A 16,606-nucleotide genomic window follows, 5' to 3' on the forward strand; every position below is an offset into this window, starting at 1 on the left:
GGGGCGGGAGTGTCGGTGCCGGTCCAGTGGGCGGCGGCAGCCGGGTCTGGTGTTCCGGCCCAGTGCGGCATCGGCTCGCCGGCCAGGTCGGCGCGGCGCAGTTCGGCCCGCCCGGCCAGGCGGTGGTCCGGTGATCGCCTCGGCCCACACGTACACCAGCGCGGCGAACCCTGCTGCTCGCGCTCGGCGCGGCGGCCGGGCTGCCGACCCTGATCGAGCGGGGCGAGGCGGCCGAGGCGCATGCCCGGCTCTGTGACCTGTGCGCGTGCCGGACCGAGGCCGCGAGCTGGGCGGTATCCGCGTGGGCGCTGGCACTGAACCGAGATCTTCCCGACGGCGAACTGGGTTTGGCCGCGGCGGCAGACGACGAGCCTGACAGCGAGCCACGCGGGCCGTCCGAGGAGCCCGGGCCGCCGACCACGCTGCGCGTCACCGTCCGGCCTGACGGCGGGCCAGTGCTCGCAGCGGTCACCGCGAGCGGCGTGTTCGTGATCGACGGCGTCCAGGCGCCCGCCCGCGGTCGCTGGCGGCGGGTGGCCACGGTGCGAGCGCCGCTGTCCCGCGACGTCGCGCTCGCGCTTGAGCCCGCGCCCGGCTTCGTGGTCTGGACCGACCACGACGGCGTCCGCGGCCGCGCGCTCCGCCTGCACGGGGCCCGGCCCGGCCTCGGCGATCCCCGCCTGCTCGCCATCCCACCCGCGGATGGACAGGCGCGCTATCCGGTCGTGGCCTTCGGACATCCGGACGGCGGGCTCTGCGTGCTGTGGACGTCCGATCGCATGAACCTAGCGCTGGCCGAGGAACGGGCCTGGGGAACTGTTCAGGGCGCCGTCCCGGTCCCGTGGGCCCGCGATGACGGCGAGAAGCTCGCGGGCCTCGACTGCTGCCGCCAGACCAGCCGTACCGGCTGGCTGCTCTGCCGCACCGACCGGGGGCGGCTGCTTGCCGCGCGCTGGGACCTGACCGTGAACGAGTGCGGCGGCTGGTTCGACCTGAACCCGCCGGCCGTCCCGGTCGCGGCGGCCGTCGCCTGCCTGCGCACGGCGCCGTTCGCGATCGCGGCCACCGCGGGAGGCCAACTGCTCAGCGTGGACGTGCGCGCGGCGGCGGACGGACGGACGCAGTGGCACAGTGTCGACCGGCCTCAGCAGATCCGGCACCAGCCGCCGGCCCGTGTGCTGGCCGCGGACGGGCCGCGGGAGCGGCCAGAAGATCCCGGCTGGCTCGCGCTCGCGGGCAATGGCAGTGTCTGGGCGATGCCCGTCACCCTGGCCGACGGCATCGTCGAGTGCGGGACCCCGGTCCCCGTCTGGACCGGGGAATGAGCGCGCACCCGGCCGACGGCGCGGTGCGGCCGGTGTACGTCGTGATCGACGCGTCGGGCTCGACCCTGCGGGGCGGGTTCGCGACCGCCAGCCAGCGGGCGCTGCCGCAGCTCATCGACGCGGCCGCCGGCCATCCGGGACTGCAGATGTCGGTCCTAGCGTACGGCACGCGAGCGGACACGCTGGTGTGGCTGACGGAGCCCGCGGACATCGAGCTGATCCCGGCGGTAACGCCCGCCGGGATGTCCTCGCTGGCGGCGGGGCTGCGGCTGCTCGCGGACTCCGTCAGGCACGACGCGTCGCGGCTCACCGCGGATGGCGTCCGCTGCCTGCCCCCGGCGGTGCTGGTGCTGGCCGACGGCCTGCCAACGGACCCGGCCGCCGACCTGCTCGACGCCAGGTCGGCGCTCGATGACGCGCTGGACACCGCCGCGCGCGCGGCGGCCGATGGCGGCCCCGCAGGCCCGGTCCCGGTGTTCGCGGCACCGCGGGACACCGACCCGCTCGCGGTCGCCGGGCTGCGCATGACGTTCGAGCCGCTGGCTGCCGGCACAGGAGACCTCGCCGGCTATGTTGTCGCGATCTTCGCCCGCCTCCTCGCCGGCCTATCAGGCAGCTGACGCCAGGCCGCCGCTGTGGGTCGCCGGTCCCGGGCGGGGCGCCCGTGTCCGTCAGATATACGCGTAGATGGGACGTTGCCGACCGATGGTCGGGGACGGGAGGCGGGGATGTCCACCATGACCGCGGCAACGGCCTGGTGCCGTGCCTGCGGCGCGCGGGCCGAGCGCGGCGACAACTGTTGCGGGCGGTGCGGGACGCCGCTTGAGCCGCCGTACCTGGGGCCGACCAGGATCGGCCGGGTTGTCGCCGTCAAGGGACGGCTGGGGCACCGCAACGGGGTCGCGCTACAGGAGTCCGCCGACGGCGTCCGGATCCTGGTGAAGGGCGACGAAACCGCCGAGATGCCGCTGGCCGATTTCGACGCCGCGAGCGCCGTCGACGTCCCGGGTCCTGCGGTTTGCGGAGCCGCCGGACGGCTGTGGAAGGCGCTGCGGGCACAGCAGGGCGAGGTGCTGCGGGCCAAGTGGAACCCGGAGGCGGTCGCCACCGCGGCACTCCAGCACGCCATGGTGAGCATGGGCGCCCGCCGTGCCGCTGCCCTCGACGCCCTGGCGCTCGGCGGCCATGAGATGCTGGCCAGCCTGGGCCTGCCGGCGCAGGAGACATGCTGGTACCAGGCGCGCGCCGCGGCGGCCGCGGGCGACACCCCCGCCCTCCTGGGCTGGCTGGAGCGGCTGCCGGCGCAGGGCTACCCGCTCCGTGTGCGATTCCTGCTCAGCCGGGTGGCTGACCTGCTGCGGGACGGGCCACTGGGCATCCGGGCCGCCGCTCAGCTCGCGCCGTTCGCGGCGGCGGACCTGGACGCCCAGGCGCTGCACGCCGCCCTCGCCGCGCCGGGTACCGCTGACCCGATCGCGCCGCTGCTGCCGTTCGCGCTCGCGGTGGAGGGCGCCGGCGGGTCGCTGGCCGGGTGGGCGAGCGCGATCGCGGACCTGCGGCCTCCGGCGACGCCGTTCCCGGACAGCATGCCTACCGCCTGGACGCTCGACACCTACCTCCGGGTGAGCGCCGGCGCGGACTGCGCCGCCAAGGTGGATGTGCTGCGACTGGTGCCGACCATGCTGCTCGACGACATGATCGAGCGGGGCGCGATATCGCCTGAGCTGGCCAGCCAGCCAGGATGGAACGCGGCGAACGCGGCCTACCTGCGCTGCCGCCTCATCCCGGGCGAGGCGAGCGCGGCCGACCTCAACGAGGCCCGGTTCACCGCCGAGCTCGCGCGCCGTTACTACCTGGCCGGGAACTCCGCCGAGCTGGCCGCGCTCCCCGCCGACGACGACGCCGTGCGGCACTACGGCGCACTCGCCGCATGGCGGTCCGGCGTCGGTCAGGCCGGCCTGGAAGGACTGCGCCCGGCGGCGCGGGCCGTGCTGAGCCAGCTAGCCGCGGTGCGAGCCGCGGTCCAGTCCGGACAAGAGGTTGTGCTGCCCGCAGACCTGGCCGCCGACCCGACCTGCTGGCCGTTGCTGTGGCGCAGTGCCATACAGGGGTCGCTGCGGCTCCCCGGCGAACTGGCCGGACGTTACCAGCGCTTTGCCGACTGGCTGGACCTGTGCGGGATCCAGTGCCTGCTGTTCGAATCCCGCTGGGCCGAGGCGATCACCGCGGGACAGGCTCTGGCAGCTCGCACCGCGCTCGAGGTGACCAGCGATGAGGCACTGAACATGGTCGCGTACGGCCAGTTCCAGCAGGGGCAGCCGATGAGCGCGCTGCAGACGCTGGACGAGGCGCTTGGCGGCAGGTACACGACCGGCCTGCTGGTCAACGCGAGCGTGGTCGCGGCCAGCCTGGGATCGGTGGCCGCGCTGCCCTACCTGGCTCGGATTACCCGCTCTGAGCAGGACCAGGCGGTGCGCTCTGGCGCCTTCCAGCGAGCGGTCGACCTGTGGATGCAGGACGCCGAGTCGCCGCAGTACCCGGAAGCACTCCGGTCGCTGGTCCGTGAGGCGCTGGCACTTCCCCAACCCGACGAGTTTCACCGCAAGCTGCTGCGGCTGGCCTGCATCCAGGACACGGCCTGGCTGGCGGGAGACGCCATCGTCCGTTCTGAGGGATCTGGACAAGTCGATGCGGCGCGGTACCGGCGCACCTGGGCCCGGGCCAGAACCGACGGTTACAAAGAGGACCTTTCCGACGTGGCGAAGCTGCTCGGCGTCCTCGCCGGGCGGCCCTCCCCGCCCGTCTGGGCGCGGCAGGAGCTGTACCGGTTCGTCAAGCTGCTCGACGATGCCGTGCATACCGACTTCGGTGAGGCACTGGGCCTGGTACCGACGATCGAGGCACTGCTGTCGGCTGGGGTGCTCGAATTGCCCTACCAGCTCGTGTTTGCGGCGCAGGCGGCCACGCACACCGCTGTCTACCTGTCCGAGCACGACGGATGCGTGTCGCGCGACTACGAGCAGCGGATGCTGTTCGACACCGTGCGGCTGTATACGCAGCGGCAGTCCGAGCTGACCGAAGCCGAGCAGGAGTTCGTGCGGAACGAGCTCACCAAGTGCGTCGTGATCACGGCCCGCGCGGTGGCCCTGTCCATGATCCGCGAATGGGACAACGCCACGGAGCGGTTCAACGCGCTGGTGCAGCGCGCGCGGGTCGACTACCAGAATCAGTACGCGATCGCGCGGATGAAGCGCGACATCATGGACGACGAGCTCGATCCCCTGGTCAGGAGGCTGCGTACCTACCTGAACCTGATCGGCGAACTGCCGCTCAACGACGCCGGCAAGGAATTCCAGCCCCTGCTGTCCAGCATGGTCAGTGACTGGTCAGCGGAAATCGCCCGGCTACGGCCAAGCCTGTGAGGTGACCGTCATGGACCGCAATCCCTACGTGATCCTGGGCATTCCGTTCGGGGCCTCTCGGGCGGAAGCGAACGCCGCGTTCGCGAGGAAGGCGCGCGCGCTCAGCCGCGATGGCGCGGACCTCGACCTGATGACGGACCTGACATGGGCGCTCCAGCGGATCGACGTGTCGATAAGCGAGCCGGCTACCGCCATGGAGATATACCGGATCCCGGCCGATCCGGAGGCGTTCCAGGGGGAGGGAAAGGGCGTGCTGCACCCGCCGCCGGAACGGCTGGCCCCGGCCGGCGGGGACCGGGACGCGGCGCTTGAGACGCTGCGGCACGCGGCGGCACGCGAGTACCTCCGCCACCTAGTGACGGTGCGCGCGGCGAGGATCGCGCTGCCACCGCCCTGACACACGAGAACCGAGGAGGAAACCCTTGATGACCAGGCGGTGGCGGGAACTGCGTGCCGCGGTCGAGCGGATCACCGGCCAGATAGATCAGCTCGACCGTCGCGCGGAGAAGATGGAGGTCATCCTCATGGTGCGGGAGCCGACGACGAACGTGGCGGCAGAGGCCTACGAGGGATTGCGCAAGCAGGTGGTCACCGCGGTGTCCGAGCGGATGGCGCACCTCACGCAGCTTGTCCAGCTTGACGCGGCGCTGACCGCGGGGGCTGACGCGGACTCGGTGGGCAAGGTCGTGCGCGGCTGGATAGAGCAGGCCTCGCTGCAGCGGATCGTCGATCCCGACCATCCCCAGCGAGACCTGCTCTTTGAAATGGTGGAGGACCTCGGCGGACGTTATGAGGTCCTGGAGCCCGCCTACATGGACGCGGTCACCGGGCGGGTCATCAGGCGCGGCAGCATCCGGCGGGCGGACGTCGCGGCCGAACGGCCGGGTATGCCAGACGAGCGGCGGGCCCCCTGGGAGGTAGCGCAGTGAGCGTCGCGTACGGAATCGACTTCGGAACGACCAACAGCGTGCTGGCGCGGGCTACATCGGCGGGAACCGAGGCGATCATCCTGGACGACCAGCTTCCTGGCGAGTGGCAGGGGACCGGCTTTGACAAGGTGCTGCCCTCGGTGATCGGATTCGACGGGGCTGAGCGGCCGCTGTTCGGCTGGCTGGCGAAGACGAGCGAGGGAGCCAAGCTCGAGGCGGTCAAGCGGCTGTTCGCCACCGAGGACGAGGTGGTCATCGGCGATCGCAAGCTCAAGGTGGAGACCGCGGCCGCAGCGTTCTTCCGGCACATACAGCAGCGGGCGGCGGTCAGCGGGCTGCTCGAGCGGCTCGACCGCGCGGTCGTCACGATCCCGGCCAACAGCAGGGGCAAGGCGCGCTACCGGACCAAGCTCACCGCGGGCCTGGCCGGCATCGAGGTGAGCGCGCTGATCAACGAACCCACCGCCGCCGCGATGGCGCATGCCCGGGCGATCGGTCAGAACCAGCGGATCCTCGTCTTCGACTGGGGCGGCGGCACGCTGGACGTGACCGTTCTGGAGGCCATCGACGGGATCTTCATCGAACAGTCGTCCAAGGGCATCCAGCGCCTGGGCGGCATCGACTTGGACAAGAAGTTCATGGACACACTGCTGCCGCGAATCCCGGGCTCCGGCTCATGGCGCCCGCACGAAGAGGGACTGTTCCGCGTCAACCTCGAGCGCGCCAAGATCGCGCTGTCGTCCGCTGAGCTGGCGCCCGTGCCGCTGCCAGGGGGCGGCTCGATGGAGGTCACCCGCGGCCAGTTCGTGGAGGCCGTGCGGCAGCTCATCGAGCGCACCCGCGAGCCTGTCGAGACCTGCCTGCGGGAGAGCCCTGGGCGCATCGATCACCTGGTCATGGTCGGCGGCAGCTCGAAGATCCCCGCGGTGCAGCGGATGGTCGCGGATATCGTGGGCGTCGAGCCCGACACCAGGGTCGACCCGATGACCGCGATCGCCGAGGGAGCCGCGATCGCCGACGCCATCCTCCAGGGCATCATCACCGATCTGCAGTTCTTCGTCGGCACCGAGCACGCGCTCGGCACCGTGGTGCACAACGACGACGCTCCCCGGGAGGGGGAGTTCTCTGTGCTCATCGGCCGCAACACCAAGTACCCGGCCAGGGCGACCGACGGCTACACCCCGGCCAACGACTTCCAGGAGGAGGTCGCGGTCCAGGTCATCGAGGGTGATCCGGAAAAACCGATCGGCCATGAGGACAACGTGATCCTCAAGGACTGGACCGTGACGCTACCGGAAAAGCGCCTCAAGCAAGACTCTGCCTTCGACATCACCTACCTGTACGACGTGGACGGCATCTTGCACGTCACCGTTCAGGACAAGCGGTCCGGACGGATCCTCATGGCGGAGGAGCTGAGCTTCGGCGCCGCCCAGGACCGGTCCCAGTTGCCGCACCTGCGCCGTGAGGTGGACCAGCTAATGAGCGGGACAGCACCGATGCCGAACGGACACGCCGACGGCTCGCCGCCATCGACGCTGAGCGCCGCCTCGGTGAGCGCGGTCAAGAAGGCCAGGGACAAGGTGATCCCGTTCGTGACAGACGAGGACAGGCGGCGCCTAGAGGCGCTGATAGCCGCGCTCGAAGGTGCCGGGCCGCAGGACGAAGCGGACTGCAGGTCGGCGCTTGAGCGCGAGCTCAGAGTCCACGCCTACCTGCTGTTGAGCTGAGGGTGCGCAAGCGAGAGCACAGGCGCGACAACGATCAGTGTCAAGCGGCTGATCGGGCACAGCACCGCCCGCTGGACCGGGTCGCGGACGCGGCGGAGATCAGCCGCCGCGCCGAGCTATCGCGGCAGAAGGAGCGGACGGACAGCAGGCTGGGTCATGCCTTCACCGAGCACGTCGACGCCTCCGACGAGCAACTGCGGCGGCGGGCGAAGGAGGGGGTAAACACGCGCGGGCATGACGAAGGCTTCATTCCCGAGAACGTGACACGGTGGCAATCGGACGCTGCGAGCGTGATCACGGCGGATAGGCTCTGGCGTACACCCCAGGCACAGCAGGTACGCGGCGACATCGAGGCCAAGCTGCGCGCGGGACAGCCGGCCAGGCAGAGCCTCACCGTACGGGCACCGCTGTCCCAGGTGCTCGGGCCCAACTGGCGCCACGATGTTTACGGTCGCTCCCGCGCGTCGCACGGGCGTCAGCTCACTGCGTGGGGCGACGATGGCCAGGCGGTCGCCGTCTACCGCAGGCACAGCGATGGCCGCTGGTACCTGCATACCTGCTATCCAGACCCGGGCCCGCTTCCTGGCCCATGAGGAGTAACAGATGCTTAGCGAGCGCCTGTGCGACTTCCTTGATGACTGGTGCGGCCTTGACGGCGAGGCCGCTGAGACGGCGCAAATGCTGTGCGGGCCGGGCGGCGCATATTACCTCGAGTGGCTGCCGACCGAACTCGACCAGGCCATTCGCGAGCACGCAATCACGCCCGAGTTCATGAGCACGAGGCTGGGAATGCACTTCGAGGATCAGGCTACGCTCGACCGCTGGCTGCGCCAGCGCTGGGAACTCTGGTTCGCGCGGCCCGGTCAGGACTGACGCGCGGTCACCTTCGCGGCCCGCGCGGGGGCTGCGGAACCGACAGGACCCGCGGGATCGGTGGGGCCTTCGGGATCGGCAGGACCAGTGGGGCCGACAGAGCTGACGGCACCGCGGCGGCGGCGCATGTCGACGAGAACGGTGAGGTCTGCCGCGGACAGCGCGGGACCCAGTTCCACGGCGCTGTCTGCGGTCGCGCGGAGCAGCCTGTCAACGTCAGCGAGCAGCGCGCCGTCCACGAACACCGCGGCGCTGTTGTCGCGCTGCTGCAATTCCCATGCCGTGATGACGATCGGCAGCACCGCTACGGCGAGGCGGACAAGCTCGGGATCGGCGCGGTCAGCAGCGAGCATCGTCGCCGTGGCGGGGTTCCCGATGGCCGCCCGTGCATGGCCGACGCCCTCGGCGAGCAAGTCGCAATACTCCGCGGCCTGCGCCGGGGTGCCTCCGGCCGGATCGAGGTGGGCAAGCAGCCTGCCCACGATGGCCACCGCCGCCTGACGGCTGGTACGCGCGCTCGTGAACTTGGCACTGTATTCGGCGAGCTCGCCCTGGGTTACCTGCTCCCTGACCTGGACGCACGCGCGCTCTGCGGCCAGCGCCTTGCGCAGGCCGTCAGCCGACGCGGCCTGCGAGGCGAGGAAGGACGCATAGTTCTGCAGGTGATACCGCTGCGGAGCGGGCAGCGTCGCCGGGTCGTCTAGGTCTCGCTCAGGATCGACGCCGCGCGCGAGCATCGCGTTACGCCACAAGCCGGCGAGGTCGCCCTCCGCCGCATCCAGCCGGGATAGCGCCATGACCCCGATCTCCAGCAGGTATGACGCGGTTCCCGGGTCGAGCACGCCTGCCCGCCAGGCGTGCGTCAGCCGGTCCAGCTGCTTGGCCAGGCTCGCGGCGGCGGCGGCCCGCTCTGCCGACTCAAGGTTTCCCGAACGACTGAGGTCCCACGCCTCGCAGTACGCGGCGTAGCCGACGAGCAGCAGCGTCGCCGGGTCATCCGGTCCCAGGCATCGCGCGGCGGCGCTCGCGGCGTCATTACATAGCGCACGGGTCGCCGCCCGGAATTCGGGCTGGGCCACCAGCAGGTCGTCGTAGAACCGGAGATAGTTCGCCAGCACGTGCGCAGTGATCAGGTGAGCCCGCCGGGAGAGCCGCGAAAGCCGACCCACGTCGATCCCGGTCAGCAGCCGTGAAACCTGCGCCAGATAGACGCGCTTGCCGGGACTGTCCGCGATCGGCAGCGCCGAGAAGACCTCGGCGACGAATGGCGCGATCGCTGAGCCAACTCGCACATAGGTCTGGACGCTGCGGTGACCGGGCGTCGCCTCGTCCACCCACGTGATGCCCCGCCCTGGGTATCCGATCTGAAGGAGCCTGTGGCACCACCGCGTCGCGATGTCGTCGAGCATCTCGCCCTGGCTGAGCAACGTCCCGTCCGTGGCGGGGAGCGGCAGGCCGAGCATCGGCAAGGTGACGTCGACCAAGTCGAAGCTCGTCGGAAGCTGCGGGCTGGCTGGCTCCTGCCCAGGCGAGTCGGCAGCCGACCCGCCCTCGACGGCAGCGCCAAACTCGCAGCGAGCCGAATCGGCCAGGCCCGGCAGCCACAGGTGCTGTCCCCACGGGGTAGTGAGCGCCCGCTGGATCGCCCGTGCCTGGATCGCCGCCGCGACCAGCGCAGGCTGGCCGCGGAAGGCCTCGAGCACGAGCCCGGCCCAGACCGCGAGCCGGATCTCGGTGCTCGAGTTCTCGCTGGCGAGATAGCGACTTACCTCAGCGACCGCCGCGGTCACGTCCTGCAACAGGCGGTTCGCCCCGGCGAGAACCACGGCGGCCTTGGTGTCAGGACCGTAGCGGTTCAATGTCGCGTGAGCGATCGAGGCCGGGGTCGGGCCCCGGCGGGGGGTCCAGACCGCGCGGCCCGCCGGCAGCCACGCGTGGGGTTCGGCGTTCCCGGGTTCCGCCCCGCCGTGCGCGGCCCCGGCGTCCAGCTCTGCCTGGACGTCGCGGGCCGGATAGGGAGCGCCCCGGGCGATCTCGGTGAGGGTAATCCGGGCGAAGTCGCACACCCATGTGCATCCGAAGGGGCTCTGCTCCCAGACGACGCCGAACAGCGGACCCAGCTTGCGGGCAATGCGGACGGCCACGACATCGGATCGCGGGACCTCGAGATCAGGCATTGATGCGGTCAGCGGAAGCACCACCCAAGCATAGACGACGGCTACTTCGATAGCAATAAAAGCTTAGAAACTTATTGCTTCGAGCTAGTAAAGTAGTCAAACTACTTCTGTGAACACAAACACGGGGACTGTCCTTCGTTATGCAACCGATTGCTTCGCGCCTGCCCGTGCGGTCCCGCACGCCGCGGCGGTCGCCGCCGTCCCTGCTCGCGGCAACGTGCCAGCCGCCCAGGTTCGTATGCCGTTCCGTCTAGAGCCTGTCCCGCAGCCGCTGTCACTCCGGGCTCTGGCCGCCTGCGGAGGGCTGCACGAGGCGGCCAGTGTTCCCGGCGAGGTGGCCCGGCTCCGTTCCGAGGCGTTCGAGGTGGCGCTGCCACTGGTGTGGGAGCGGCACACGCGGCCGCTGGAGGCGCGCAAGGGTCACGGCTGGTGCGCGACCGAAGTCCGGCGACTGGCACCCGACTGCGCCGACGGATTCACCGACGACCTGGAATCCGTGGTCACCGCGCTGCTCGGCTACACCCGCCCGATCTCCAACCTGGAGGGCTGGATCACTGTCCGGATGGCGAACGCGATCAAGGACGGGCACCGGGTTCGCCGGGCCAGGGAGATGGGCGCGCAGCAGCGCGTCCGCGTCCCCGCTCGGCTGGCGATGCGACTGGGCAACGACCGGTGGCTGGTCGCGCTCGCCGACCGCGTGCTGCAGTGGGCCGGCGTCCGGCACACGGCGGGCGCGGGACTGTGGCCGCTGGGCGCCTGGGCGGAGGACCACGCGGCGATCGCCGGGCCGGCGGCCGGGACACCTGGTGACGAAGCCGTCGCCGGCGACCTCGAGGTCGTCCTGGCGACCATGAAGGACTACGACGCAGCCTGGTATGAGAAGTACGTCGAAGCGCCGCTCGGGCGCAAGTGGGCACCGGTCGCGAGGGAGAACTGGCTCGGCGCGGGCCGCGCCATCGCCGACGAGGCGGCGTACCTCGACCTGGTGCCGGGTCACGAGCGAGACGATACCCGGCTGGCAGAAGTCGCGTCCGCGTGCCTGGAGCTGATCAGGCACGGGCTCGCCGACGGCGGCGAGCCGGAGCAGGTCGTCACGGACGCGCTCACCGCCAGCTTCGTATCCGAAGACTCACTAAGCGACGAGTTCGCGGGCGGGGACCCGGGCGACGTCGTGGCGGCCGTCCTGGCGGACGCTGCGGCGCTGGACCGCCTGGTGGACGAGGTCCTGGACATCGTCGGCACCGCGGTCCCAAGCCTGTGCTGAGGCCCGTGCCGAGTTCGCTTCGCCTCAGTGACTGACCCGGCCGGACAGTCCCGCCCCGGAATGGACGACCCGGCCCGCAAGCGAGGCGGATGGCCCGGCGAGCAACTGGTGCACCTCGTCGCGGACAGAGTTGAACGCCCCGAGCGGGGTGATGCTGGCGTCGTCGAGGACGAGGCTGATCACCGTGCAGGCGAGTTCCGCCAGGCGAGCCGCGCGAATCGTCCCGGCCGGCTCGCCGGCGCAGTGCCCGCGTCTGGCCGCGAGCACCTTCATGTCCTCGGCCATGCACCCCGGCGGGCCCGCGGGATGGCACGCCGCCAGCGGCCGGTTATCGCCCGCCCAGGCGGCGAGCGCTCTCAGGTAGGCGGCGGCCCACTCGAAGGGCGCCATGTCGAAGGCGTCGGCGATCTTGATGACACCCTCCCGGTAAGGCCAGAACGCGATGACTTTCGCCTCGGCCACGAGAGCGGCACCCGGTATTACCGGTGGGCCTTCGCCCGCCCGGCGGGCAATCGGCTGTCTCTCTTGGTTGCGGTGCCATCGCTCGTGCACAGGCTCGGCAGAGGCGAATTGAGCCCGCTCCGCCTGCGCGTCGCGCCTAGCCCGGTACCAGAGCGACGTGGGTGTTGACCTTAGTTCCTGACTGATAGTCAGTTCCTGACTGATAGATGGCATTCCCCCACCCCCTGGACGCTGCCGCCTTGTCCGGCTGGTTTAGAGACGCTGGATCGCACATGCCGGTTTACGGATATGGCCCACTATCAGCATTTCAGGCTCAAAGACGTAACTGCCGTATTGTTCCGGCACGTAGCGGGTTGGCGCAGGCGATCGACGTCCAGCCGACCAGTTCCGCGGCCGGGGCGAACGGTGGCGGGCGCGGTGAGCACTGCCTCCGGGGCTGGCTGACGCCGAGCAGCTCGAGGGCCTGCCGCTGAAGAGCGGTAGGAGTGGTGACTAGCCGGAAGCCGGGGTGGCGGGGTCCGCGGGTGCGATGGTGTTCAGGCAGATCGTGCCGAGGTCGGCGAGCAGGGTGGCCAGGCTGTGTACCGACTGGTTGCCGGCCTCGCTCGGCCACGGCCCCGTGATCATCGAGGTGACCGGGCGGCAGACGTTCACAGGAACGCCCGCTGCCGTGGCGGAGGCGATCAACCGCAGCGTGCAGGACGACGCCTGCGACGGGTTCATCCTCGTGCCGCACCTGATCCCGGCCGGGCTTGACGAGTTCGCCGCCAAGGTCGTGCCGCTGCTGCAGGAGCGGGGCGTGCTGCGTGCCTCGTACGAGGAGGGGACGACGCTGCGCGACCGCCTCGGGCTGCCGCCGGCCAGGCCGGCGGCAGCCTGGGCCGCGGCACGGGGCCAGGCGTAACGGGGCGACGGGCGCGGCCTCGGGCGCTGCCTCGGGCGCCTCGGGCGCGTCGAGCGCCTCGGGCGAGGACCCGGGCGCCTGGGGCGAGGACCCGGGCGCGGGCCCGGGCGACCGCCTGAGCTCTAGCTGCGGGATCAGCCAGGTCGCCAGGAACGCCAGCGCCGCGACCGGGACCGCGACCAGGAACACGGTCTGGATCGACTGCGCGTAGCCGGCCACGTAGCCGTGGTGGACCGCGGCGGGCAGGCGGCTGAGCAGCGCCGGAGTGGCGTCCGCGCTGCTGAAGCCGCCCGGCAGCGGCAGCCCGTGCAGGTGGCTGGCCAGGTTCCCGGCCAGCACGTTAGAGAAGACCGCGCCGAAGATCGCGGTGCCGAACGACCCGCCGATGGAGCGGAAGAACGTGGCGCCTGAGGTCGCGACGCCCAGCTCGCTGTGCGGCACGCCGTTTTGCACGATGATCACGAGCACCTGCATGACGCCGCCGATGCCCATCCCGAACACGAGCATGCAGGCCGCGTCCGCCAGCGTGGTCGAGCCCGTGCCCATGCGCGACAGCAGGAACAGGCCGAGGGTCATCACCGCCGTGCCGGCGATCGGGAACAACCGGTACTTGCCTGTCCGCGAGATGATCTGGCCGGCCGCCGTCGAGACCGCGAGCAGGCCGACCATCATCGGCAGCAGGTACACGCCGGAGACGGTCGGCGAGGCGCCGCGGACGACCTGGAAGAACGCCGGCAGGTAGGTGATCGAGCCGAACATCGCGAACCCGACGATGAAGCCGACCGCGCTGGTCACCGAGAAGGTGCGCAGCCGGAACAGGTGCAGCGGCAGCACCGGCTCGGCCGCGCGCCGCTCGACCAGGACCAGCAGGCCGATCAGCGCGGCGCCCGCCACGCCGAGGATGTAGATCGGGGCCGACCGCCAGGGGTAGGTCGTGCCGCCGAAGCTGGTCAGCAGGATCAGCGCGGTCGCGGCCAGCGACAGCACGGCGGTGCCGAGGTAGTCGATCGAGTGGTGCACCCTGCTTAGCTGGCCGGGAACCTGGCTGGCCACCACGAGCAGCGCGATCACGCCGATCGGCACGTTGATGTAGAAGATCCAGCGCCACGACAGGTAGTCAACGAAGACCCCGCCGAGCAGCGGGCCGATCACGCTGGCCATGCCGAACACCGCCCCGAACAGCCCCACGTACCGGCCGCGATCGCGCGGCGAGACGACGTCCCCGACGATGGCCTGCGCGCCGACCATCAGGCCGCCGCCGCCAAGGCCCTGCAGGGCGCGGAACGCGATCAGCATGATCATCGAGGTGCTGATGCCGGACAGGATCGAGCCGATCAGGAAGATGACGATCGACGCCTGGAAGAAGATCTTCCGGCCGTACTGGTCGCCGAGCTTGCCCCACAGCGGGGTGGACACCGTGCTGGCGAGCAGGTAGGCGGTGATCACCCAGGCGATGTGCGAGCCGCCCGACAGGTCGCCGACGATCGTCGGCAGCGCCGTGGACACGATCGTCTGGTCGAGCGCGGCGAGCATCATGCCGAGCATCAGCGCGCCGATGATCAGCAGGATGCGGCGCCGGCCGAGCCCGGGCACGGCACCGTCGGTAGCGGGTGTTGCCATCACTGGCTGTCCTTCCTCTTTGTCACGTCTGCCGCGACCTGGCGCAGGGCGCCGTGCTCGGGCAGCCCCGCGGCGAGCGCCTGGAATGCCCGGTCAATGAGCTGGCCGAGGTCGACCGTGCCGCTGGAGCCCGCCCAGAACGCGAGGCAGCCGCGGATCACGCCGACGGCCGCGGCGGCCAGCACCCCCGGGTAGGGGTCGCGTTCGGGATCGGCGTGCAGGCGCTGCGCCAGCCCTTCGGCCACGGCCTGCTCGATCATCACCATCTGCGCCGCCTGCGCCTCGCGCGCGTGCGGGTCGGCGCGCGCCGCCTTGACGCGGCGCTGCCAGTCCGCCGGGTCGCCGCCGAGCGCCAGCAGCTCGCCGGTCATCGCGCGGGCGTCCTCGGACATGACGGCCCGCAGCACGCCGATCGCCGGCTCGCCGGGCGCCTCGCTGGCGATGCGCTCGCGCAGGACCGCCGCCCGGTCCGGGGCCCCGCCGAACAGCGCGGCCTCCTTGGACGGGAAGTAGTTGAAGAACGTGCGCGGCGACACGTCCGCCGCCGCGGCGATGTCCTCGACCGTGACGTTCGCCAGGCCGCGTTCGGCGACCAGGTCGAGCGCCACCCGGCGCAGCAGCCTGCGCGTGGCCAGTTTCTTGCGCTCCCGCAGCGAGGCGGGCGGTGCTGTCCCGGTCGGCGTGCCTGCAGATGTCATCATGCGCTCTCTGAAATCTTGCATCCTATAAAAACTTGCATTTACTGCATGATTACACCATGCGCAAGGAAGGGACGCAAGACCTTGGCGGGTTCAGCCGGGCAGCAGGGTGAAGTCGGCGAACTCGAAGCCGGGCGCGACCACGCAGCTGACCAGCACCTCGCTGTCGGCCGCCGGGCGCGCCGCCTGCCAGTGCCCGCCGGGGATCACGTGCTGCGGAACCTGCCCGGCGGCGAGGTCCGCGCCAAGCGGCACGACGTCCGGCTGCTGCGCGGGCAGGTCGGCCGGCCCGCCGTCGAGCAGGAGCAGCGGCCCGCCCGAGTGCCACAGCCAGGTCTCATCAGAGCGGACCCGGTGCCAGCGCGACTCCTCGCCGGGCAGCAGCAGGAAGTAGATCACCGTGGCCGCGGTGCGCGGGCCGCGGTACCCGGCCGGCAGGAACTGCTGGCCGGACCGCCAGGTCTCGCGATACCAGCCGCCCTCGGGGTGCGGCGCGAGGTCAAGCAGTTCGGCTGTCCGCGGCCGCGCGCCGCCCGGGTTCACGGCACCGGCGTGCCGAAGGGGCTGGCGGGATCGCCCGTCAAGCCACAGCGCCCAGGTCCGGACGTCCTTGATCCGGAACACCTGGTGCACCGCCCACGGATCGGCATCGAAGATCGACCGCAGCGTGCCCTCATCGGCAGCCTCGACCGCCAGCAGCGCGATGTCCTCACCGGCATCGCCGCCGACCGGCCCGCCGACGATGATGATCCCACTGTCGACAAGACCGTCGGCGAAGGCGGCGTGCTGGTCCCAGAAGGGCTGCTCACGAATGCCCCTGGCGTGATCCCAGCTCGCGCCCTTGGCCGTCGTGACCGCGAACACAGGCATCGCTCCTCCGTTCCGCAGACGCCGCAAGCAGCGGTCAGTGACCGGAAACGACCCGGCACTGCCACAGCTCATCCTGCCAGCCCGGCCCGTTTCGGGTGCTGCCGGGCTGGCGAGGTCCCGGCGGCTATTGGCGCAGGGAACCCCGGCGCCAATAGGCTTGGCGCCGTGGGCCCCACCGCCAATGCGCGCGGCGGGCGAGCCCGGCGGGGCCCGGACGTGCGCGATCCTGGTGGTTAATTCTGGTTCATGTGGCGCGCCGGCCGCGGCCGGGGCCGCCCCGTCACGCCCCGGCGCAGACCCATGCCCGGCGGCACCCGGGCCGGCGATCCCGGCCG

Annotated in this window: 15 protein-coding genes; 9 read left to right on the forward strand and 6 right to left on the reverse strand. The window is 71.2% G+C overall.

What is annotated here, in order from left to right:
* Positions 1–242, reverse strand: a 242-nt coding sequence (locus Q1N79_RS11860) for a hypothetical protein (RefSeq protein ID WP_300608282.1), incomplete at its 3' end; no start/stop codon positions are given.
* A gap of 105 nt (positions 243–347) precedes the next feature.
* Between Q1N79_RS11860 and Q1N79_RS11865 the strand changes: the two genes are divergently transcribed.
* The 8 genes from Q1N79_RS11865 to Q1N79_RS11900 all read left to right on the forward strand — a co-directional run bounded on the left by Q1N79_RS11865 (position 348) and on the right by Q1N79_RS11900 (position 8,276).
* Positions 348–1,325, forward strand: a complete 978-nt coding sequence (locus Q1N79_RS11865; protein ID WP_300608284.1) for a hypothetical protein — start codon at positions 348–350, stop codon at positions 1,323–1,325.
* Positions 1,322–1,945 carry a hypothetical protein gene (locus Q1N79_RS11870; protein ID WP_300608287.1) on the forward strand — a complete coding sequence of 208 codons (624 nt, stop codon included), beginning with the start codon at positions 1,322–1,324 and terminating at the stop codon, positions 1,943–1,945. Before Q1N79_RS11865 ends, Q1N79_RS11870 begins: the two co-directional genes overlap by 4 nt.
* Before the next feature lie 117 nt (positions 1,946–2,062).
* Entirely contained in the window at positions 2,063–4,747 is a 2,685-nt protein-coding gene (locus Q1N79_RS11875; RefSeq protein WP_300608290.1) for a hypothetical protein, read from the forward strand.
* A gap of 10 nt (positions 4,748–4,757) precedes the next feature.
* The gene (locus Q1N79_RS11880; protein ID WP_300608293.1) at positions 4,758–5,144 is read left to right on the forward strand and encodes a hypothetical protein; all 387 of its coding nucleotides are present in this window, start codon (positions 4,758–4,760) and stop codon (positions 5,142–5,144) included.
* Between the two features lie 28 nt (positions 5,145–5,172).
* A complete protein-coding gene (locus tag Q1N79_RS11885) occupies positions 5,173–5,676 on the forward strand; it encodes a hypothetical protein (protein WP_300608297.1) in 504 nt (167 codons plus the stop codon).
* Positions 5,673–7,403 carry an Hsp70 family protein gene (locus Q1N79_RS11890; protein WP_300608300.1) on the forward strand — a complete coding sequence of 577 codons (1,731 nt, stop codon included), beginning with the start codon at positions 5,673–5,675 and terminating at the stop codon, positions 7,401–7,403. Before Q1N79_RS11885 ends, Q1N79_RS11890 begins: the two co-directional genes overlap by 4 nt.
* 2 nt (positions 7,404–7,405) lie before the next feature.
* Positions 7,406–7,996: a hypothetical protein gene (locus Q1N79_RS11895; protein ID WP_300608303.1), complete on the forward strand. Its 591-nt coding sequence runs from the start codon at positions 7,406–7,408 to the stop codon at positions 7,994–7,996.
* Between the two features lie 10 nt (positions 7,997–8,006).
* Positions 8,007–8,276, forward strand: a complete 270-nt coding sequence (locus Q1N79_RS11900) for a hypothetical protein (RefSeq protein WP_300608306.1) — start codon at positions 8,007–8,009, stop codon at positions 8,274–8,276.
* Here the strand turns inward: Q1N79_RS11900 and Q1N79_RS11905 are convergent.
* Complete coding sequence (locus tag Q1N79_RS11905) at positions 8,267–10,474, reverse strand: hypothetical protein (RefSeq protein WP_300608309.1); 2,208 nt, start codon at positions 10,472–10,474, stop codon at positions 8,267–8,269. The genes Q1N79_RS11900 and Q1N79_RS11905 overlap by 10 nt on opposite strands.
* An 88-nt stretch (positions 10,475–10,562) precedes the next feature.
* Here Q1N79_RS11905 and Q1N79_RS11910 point away from each other — a divergent pair, with 88 nt between their 5' ends.
* Positions 10,563–11,717, forward strand: a complete 1,155-nt coding sequence (locus Q1N79_RS11910; RefSeq protein WP_300608312.1) for a hypothetical protein — start codon at positions 10,563–10,565, stop codon at positions 11,715–11,717.
* 24 nt (positions 11,718–11,741) lie between these two features.
* Here the strand turns inward: Q1N79_RS11910 and Q1N79_RS11915 are convergent, their stop codons facing one another.
* The 4 genes from Q1N79_RS11915 to Q1N79_RS11930 form a co-directional block, all read right to left on the reverse strand.
* Positions 11,742–12,179, reverse strand: a complete 438-nt coding sequence (locus Q1N79_RS11915) for a hypothetical protein (protein WP_300608315.1) — start codon at positions 12,177–12,179, stop codon at positions 11,742–11,744.
* A 313-nt stretch (positions 12,180–12,492) separates the two neighbouring features.
* On the reverse strand, positions 12,493–14,703 hold the full coding sequence (locus Q1N79_RS11920) for an MDR family MFS transporter (RefSeq protein ID WP_300608317.1): 2,211 nt from the start codon (positions 14,701–14,703) through the stop codon (positions 12,493–12,495).
* Positions 14,703–15,401 carry a TetR family transcriptional regulator gene (locus Q1N79_RS11925; RefSeq protein ID WP_300608319.1) on the reverse strand — a complete coding sequence of 233 codons (699 nt, stop codon included), beginning with the start codon at positions 15,399–15,401 and terminating at the stop codon, positions 14,703–14,705. Before Q1N79_RS11925 ends, Q1N79_RS11920 begins: the two co-directional genes overlap by 1 nt.
* Before the next feature lie 93 nt (positions 15,402–15,494).
* Positions 15,495–16,271, reverse strand: coding sequence for a cupin domain-containing protein (locus Q1N79_RS11930; RefSeq protein WP_300608322.1), 777 nt, complete (start codon positions 16,269–16,271; stop codon positions 15,495–15,497).
* Positions 16,272–16,606 lie beyond the last annotated feature (335 nt).

The sequence above is a fragment of the Trebonia sp. genome, from assembly GCF_030042015.1.
In the GTDB taxonomy this organism is placed as follows: domain Bacteria; phylum Actinomycetota; class Actinomycetes; order Streptosporangiales; family Streptosporangiaceae; genus Trebonia.

Excerpts from the sequence above, each read along its gene's own strand:
- Q1N79_RS11930 (WP_300608322.1), bottom strand. The coding sequence starts at position 16,271 with ATGCCTGTGTTCGCGGTCACGACGGCCAAGGGCGCGAGCTGGGATCAC.
- Q1N79_RS11870 (WP_300608287.1), top strand. The coding sequence starts at position 1,322 with ATGAGCGCGCACCCGGCCGACGGCGCGGTGCGGCCGGTGTACGTCGTG.
- Q1N79_RS11875 (WP_300608290.1), top strand. The coding sequence starts at position 2,063 with ATGACCGCGGCAACGGCCTGGTGCCGTGCCTGCGGCGCGCGGGCCGAG.
- Q1N79_RS11880 (WP_300608293.1), top strand. The coding sequence starts at position 4,758 with ATGGACCGCAATCCCTACGTGATCCTGGGCATTCCGTTCGGGGCCTCT.
- Q1N79_RS11885 (WP_300608297.1), top strand. The coding sequence starts at position 5,173 with ATGACCAGGCGGTGGCGGGAACTGCGTGCCGCGGTCGAGCGGATCACC.
- Q1N79_RS11920 (WP_300608317.1), bottom strand. The coding sequence starts at position 14,703 with ATGGCAACACCCGCTACCGACGGTGCCGTGCCCGGGCTCGGCCGGCGC.
- Q1N79_RS11900 (WP_300608306.1), top strand. The coding sequence starts at position 8,007 with ATGCTTAGCGAGCGCCTGTGCGACTTCCTTGATGACTGGTGCGGCCTT.
- Q1N79_RS11925 (WP_300608319.1), bottom strand. The coding sequence starts at position 15,401 with ATGACATCTGCAGGCACGCCGACCGGGACAGCACCGCCCGCCTCGCTG.